Origin of the sequence: Pseudonocardia sp. D17 (genome assembly GCF_036984265.1) — a bacterium.
In the GTDB taxonomy this organism is placed as follows: domain Bacteria; phylum Actinomycetota; class Actinomycetes; order Mycobacteriales; family Pseudonocardiaceae; genus Pseudonocardia; species Pseudonocardia benzenivorans.
Map to the genome: position 1 here is coordinate 1 of NZ_BPRG01000114.1, position 5240 is coordinate 5240.

The 5240-nt window shown below is 69.4% G+C and carries 4 protein-coding genes and 1 other annotated feature; of the genes, 3 read left to right on the forward strand and 1 reads right to left on the reverse strand.

Annotated features, from left to right (window positions below; translation table 11 throughout):
- Positions 1 to 930: glycine-rich domain-containing protein (locus tag PSD17_RS19045; RefSeq protein WP_339123918.1), on the forward strand; the 930-nt coding region annotated here is incomplete at its 5' end.
- A 629-nt stretch (positions 931 to 1559) separates the two neighbouring features.
- Positions 1560 to 2824, forward strand: a protein-coding gene (locus tag PSD17_RS19050) for an IS3 family transposase (protein ID WP_339123919.1) whose coding sequence is annotated in 2 segments (ribosomal slippage) — positions 1560 to 1863 and positions 1863 to 2824 — 1266 coding nt in all. Because the reading frame shifts where the segments join, the coding sequence is not laid out codon by codon here.
- Positions 1859 to 1993, forward strand: a sequence feature (AL1L pseudoknot). (Overlaps the previous gene by 135 nt.)
- A gap of 254 nt (positions 2825 to 3078) precedes the next feature.
- Here the strand turns inward: PSD17_RS19050 and PSD17_RS19055 are convergent.
- Entirely contained in the window at positions 3079 to 4323 is a 1245-nt protein-coding gene (locus PSD17_RS19055; RefSeq protein ID WP_013672518.1) for an IS256 family transposase, read from the reverse strand.
- Between the two features lie 417 nt (positions 4324 to 4740).
- Between PSD17_RS19055 and PSD17_RS19060 the strand changes: the two genes are divergently transcribed.
- Positions 4741 to 5240, forward strand: a 500-nt coding sequence (locus PSD17_RS19060) for a hypothetical protein (protein ID WP_339123922.1), incomplete at its 3' end; no start/stop codon positions are given.

Genomic DNA, 5240 nt, shown 5'->3' on the forward strand with positions numbered 1-5240 from the left:
GGCGGCGGGGGCGGATACCCGCACGGCGGCACCGCCGGCTACTCCGGCGACGGGACGCTGACCTGCGGCGGGGGCGGGGGCGGTGGTGGTGGCGAGTCGTTCGTCGGCAAAGGTGCCCATCTGCTGGCCTTCGACGGGGTCGCCGGCAACGGCGACGGGAGCATCGTGCTCAGCACCCACCTGACCGCCGCGGTCTTCCACTGCACGCACCGCAAGGAGGCTTGGCGTGTGCCGACGACGGTGACCTCGGTCGACGCGATCGTGGTCGGCGCGGCGGGCGGCATCCCCACCGACCCGGGCGTGTCCGGGCGTCCGGGCTACGGCGCGCGCGTCGCGGCGACGATCGCGCCGGCCGGCTCCGATCTGACGGTGACCGTCGGCTGCGACGGGAACAGCGGCGCCGGATACGGCGATGCCCACGGGGGTGGCCGCGGCATCGCCCACACCTTCACCGGTTTCAACGGCGGGGGCGGCGGAGGGGCCAGCTCCATCACCGACGCGGCGGGCACCAGGCTGGTCGTCGCCGGTGGTGGGGGCGGCGGGGGCGGCTCCACCTACTTCGCGCCCCAGGCCCGCGGCGGCAACGGCGGCTCCGCCGGCTACGGCCCCGGCCGGGCCGGGGCCCACGGCGGTTCGGGAGGACAGGGGATCTACGGCCACGGTGGCGACGGCGCGCACGAGTCGAAGCCGCGCGGCGCCGACGGCGAGGACAGCGCCAAGCCGCCGTTGCTCGGCGGCGGGGGTGGGGGCGGCGGCGGTGGCGGGTACGCGCATGGCGGCGGCCGCGGCGAGAGCAACAGCTTCGGCGGCGCTGGGGGTGGCGGCGGTGCCGGCGACTCCTACGCCGACCCCACCCGTACCCGCGGCGCCACCTTCGAGCCGGGCGCCGACGGCGGCAACGGCGTCGTCATCCTGCTCTACACGCCGTGACGCAACATCCGACTCGGCCGTGATCCCCCGGCCGGCGTGACCTCGCGGGTCCGCTCCTACGCGGTAGGCGCCGAGCGTCGTGCGGGCTGCAGGTAGTCTCCCCCAAGGCCCTCGTAGCTCAGGGGATAGAGCACCGCTCTCCTAACGCGAACCAGGCATGATCACTGCCTGCGCGTCCGCCTCGGGACCCACGATCACCAGCCCACCCGCTGCCACCTCGTGTCAGCGGGTGTTGGTCTGTTCCGGCCCTCATGTGCCCCAGGTGTGCCCCGGCAGAGCGGCTCCCCCGCCCTGCTAGTGCCATCCCGTCAACCTGCTGCAAGCCGACCGCGCGGCCGTCCGTGGGCGGCCCTCGACGCAACCGCCGCCCGACCTCGATCAGCTCCGCCCACGGGCGGCCGTGTGGTAGCCCGGAGGGAGGTTGACGGGATGGCACGGTCGCCCATCCCGGAGACCTGCCCGCCCGGCGAGGGCATAGGCACTTCTGCGTGAACGCGGACGCGGCCAATCAGGTGGAGGCGCCTCATCTCGCCTCGCGCGCTCTGACCAGCACATCCCTTCCGGCGCGTCTCAGGTGAGTCGCCCTGGGTCCGGTGGAGGCTCCCGACCTTGGAAACGAGGATGGAGCCATGCCGAGAGAGCAGTCGCCGGGCAAGCCGACCACGCGCCGCTACTCCGAGGAGGAGAAGGCCGCCGCGGTGCGGATGGTCCGCACCCTGCGGGCGGAGCTGGGCAACGAGCACGGCACCATCAAGCGGGTCGCTGACCAGCTCGGCTACGGGGTCGAGTCGGTGAGGTTGTGGGTGCGCCAGGCCGACATCGACGACGGCCACCAGCTCGGCGTCACCACCGACGAGACCGCGCGGGTCCGTGAGCTTGAGCAGGAGATCCGTGAACTGCGCCGGGCGAACGAAATCTTGAAGCGGGCCGCGAGTTTCTTCGGGGCGGAGCTCGACCGCCAGTATCGCAGGTAGTGGCGTTCATCGACGCTCACCGCCACATGGTGGTCGAGGGCAAACCGTTGGGGGTCGAGCCCATCTGCCGGGTCCTGCAGGTGGCCCCCAGCACCTACTACGCCGCAAAGACCCGCCCGCCCTCGACGCGGGCGCGCCGCGACGCCGACCTGATCCCACAACTGGTCGGGTTGTGGGACAGCAACTATCGCGTCTACGGGGCACGCAAGCTCTGGAAGGCGGCCGGCCGGGCCGGACTTGTCATGGGCCGTGACCAGGTTGCTCGTCTTATGCGCACGGCCGGGATCGAAGGCGCCCGACGGACCAAGAAGACGCGCACCACCCGCCCGGATCCCACCGCTGCGCGTCACCCCGATCTCGTCGACCGCTACTTCAGAGCGGAGGCGCCGAACCAGCTGTGGGTCACCGACCTGACCTACGTCCCGACCTGGGCCGGGATGGCCTACGTGTGCTTCATCGTCGACGCATTCTCCCGCACGATCGTCGGGTGGCGGGTCGCGGCGCACATGCGCACCACGATGGTGCTCGACGCGGTCGAGATGGCCCGCTGGTCCCGCGGGACCAGGCTCGACGGGCTGCGCTGTCACTCCGATGCTGGGTCGCAGTTCACCTCGCTGCGCTACGGAGAGCGGCTGGCCGAGATCGGCGCGGTCCCCTCGATCGGGAGCGTCGGGGACTCCTACGACAACGCCCTGGCCGAGACGGTGAACGGCTACTACAAGGCCGAACTGATCCGCGGACCGGCGCGTCAGCAGCCGTGGAAGACCGTTGAGGACGTCGAGCTCGCCACGCTGGGCTGGGTGCACTGGCACAACACCAGCCGGCTGCACGGCTACCTCAACGACCGCCCGCCGGTCGAGTTCGAGCAGGCGTTCTACGCTGCCCACCGGGACGGCCCTCAGGCGGTCGAAATCCCATAAGCCGGGCCTCCATCAGACCCAGGGCGGCTCACAGGAACTGACGGATGCACGCAAGCTGTTCGCTCCGGCTTTGCTCCGCCCGACCACGCTTCGCGCCTTGGCCAGCCCAGACGCCCCATGTTGCTCGATAGGTTGACGTCGGCCTGGCGCTCATCGGTCGAGTACGGGAGCCCTCACGCCGCCGCTCCCCCGCCCGCGCGTGAACAAGTCGCAGGGATGACGCCCCGTGGCGTGGTGTAGATCGTGCGCGGCGGTCAGCTTGGTGGTGATGATGCCGCGACGAGCTCGGCCCGCGCTACCTCTTGCTTCGCGTCGCTGGCGCGGAGGGCGGCCATGGAGCCTTCGGAGAGGTAGCGGCGATCCGAGACCTGCCACTCGTCGTGGGCCTCGACCAGGACCGCGCCGGCCAGGCGCAGCAGCGCGGCCGGGTTGGGGAACACCCCGACCACGTCGGTGCGGCGTTTGATCTCTTTGTTCAGCCGCTCCAGCGGATTCGTCGACCAGATCTTCTTCCAGTGGCTGACCGGGAACGCGGCGAAGGCCAACAGCTCCGGCTCGGCCTCGCGCAGCATCGCCTCCACCACCGGAAACTGCTGCCCGAGCATGGCCGCGACGACCTCGAAGTGCTCGCGGACGTGTTCGGCGTCGGGCTGGGCGAAGATCGTGCGCACCGCCGCGGCGACCATCTCCGCGCTCCCTTTCGGGACGCGGGCCAGCACGTTGCGCAGCAAATGCACCCGACACCGCTGCACCGAGGAACCGGCGAACACAGCCTGGACGGCGTGCCGCAGCCCGAGGTGGGCATCGGCGATGACCAGCTGCACCCCACCGAGCCCGCGCGCCTTCAACGAGCGCAGGAACTGCGTCCAGAACGCGCCGTCCTCGGAGTCGCCCACGGCGAACCCGAGGACTTCGCGGCGCCCGTCCGCGGCCACCCCGGTGCCCACGACCACGGCCTGGGACACCACCCGGCGGTTCACGCGCGCCTTGCAGTAGGTGGCGTCGAGGAACACGTAGGGGAAGGCCTGGTCGGCCAGGGAGCGGTCGCGGAACGCTCCGACTTCGTCGTCGAGGTCGGCGCAGATCCGCGACACCTCGGACTTGGAGATCCCAGTGTCCGCGCCCAGGGCCCGGACCAGGTCGTCGACCTTGCGGGTGGACACGCCATGCAGGTAGGCCTCCATGACCACCGCGAACAGGGCCTGGTCGATGCGGCGGCGCCGCTCCAACAGCGACGGGAAGAACGAGCCGGTGCGCAGTTTCGGGATCCGCAGCTCCAGGTCCCCGACCGTGCTGGTCAAGATGCGCGGACGGTGCCCGTTGCGCTGGGCGGTGCGCGCGTCGCTGCGTTCGTGCGGGGCGGCGCCGATCACCGAGGTCAGCTCGGCCTCGATCAACGCCTGATAGATGGTTTCCGCCGCCGTGCGGACGCGGTCTTCGACATGGGCGGCCTTGAGTGTCTCCAGCACCTCGAGCAGGGCAGACTGGTCCAGGGTCATCGTGCGTCGTGTCCTTCCGCGAGCACCTTTGAGCCGGTCTCGCTGACCGTCGCACGATGGCCCCCCACAACGCGGTCACCCACGCCGTCATCAGGACCGACGTCCTACACCACGCCCTGGGACACAACTGTCGCAGGTCTCGGTCCACCCAGGATCGGCGAAACGAGCATCGCTTCCGGCACTTCGCAGCAGCCGAGGGCGTGGGGTGCTGGTTGGCGTCAGAGCGCTCCACTCACGCGGCAGGATGTAGCAATGTCCAAGCAGCCCCCCGATGCTGGAGCGCCGCAGTCTTCGCCGGAGCCTCCGTCAAGAACTGACTCCGAGCTAGCAGCCGACCGCCGTCGAGCGCCAAGCGAACCCGTGGATGATGCCCGGCCGCAAGACATTGAACTCTACTGTGCAATGCTAACATTTACTATGCAGCGGCTGGAGTTTGTCGGCCAGCTCCACGCCAAATCCGGACTGCGCGCTGTCGACGTTGAAGTCATCGCATTGAATATCCGTATGGCGCTCGAAAGCGTTGTACTATCTACACTAATTGCAAATCGCCCTGCAGCAGCGGCCGTCTCAGATGCCTTCGCGACCAAGACGGCTTCCGATGCCCGACGGATTGTTAAGCGCGTCAACCCTAGATACTGGCCGAAACCGTTCAAATTTCGCCGCTCTGTCGACGAATCCGGCCGGGAGACCTGGCACATGGACTCGCCCGAGGATGAGTTCCTTCGTGAAGACGAGTGGGGTCGGGCATACGGCTATTGCAGCGCCCTCCTGCACGCGACTAATCCGTATCAGTACCTCATGGAGCGGAAATCTTACAAAGATCATCTTCCTGTGATCTTGGAGGAATTGCATGCATACTGGCTCTTCCCAGATGAGGGTGTAGTTGGCGGTCTGGTGGCGCGCGGGGTGGTCGGCGC

Bases quoted from the DNA above. Each gene is read 5' to 3' on its own strand.
- PSD17_RS19055 (WP_013672518.1), bottom strand. From the start codon at position 4,323: ATGACCCTGGACCAGTCTGCCCTGCTCGAGGTGCTGGAGACACTCAAG.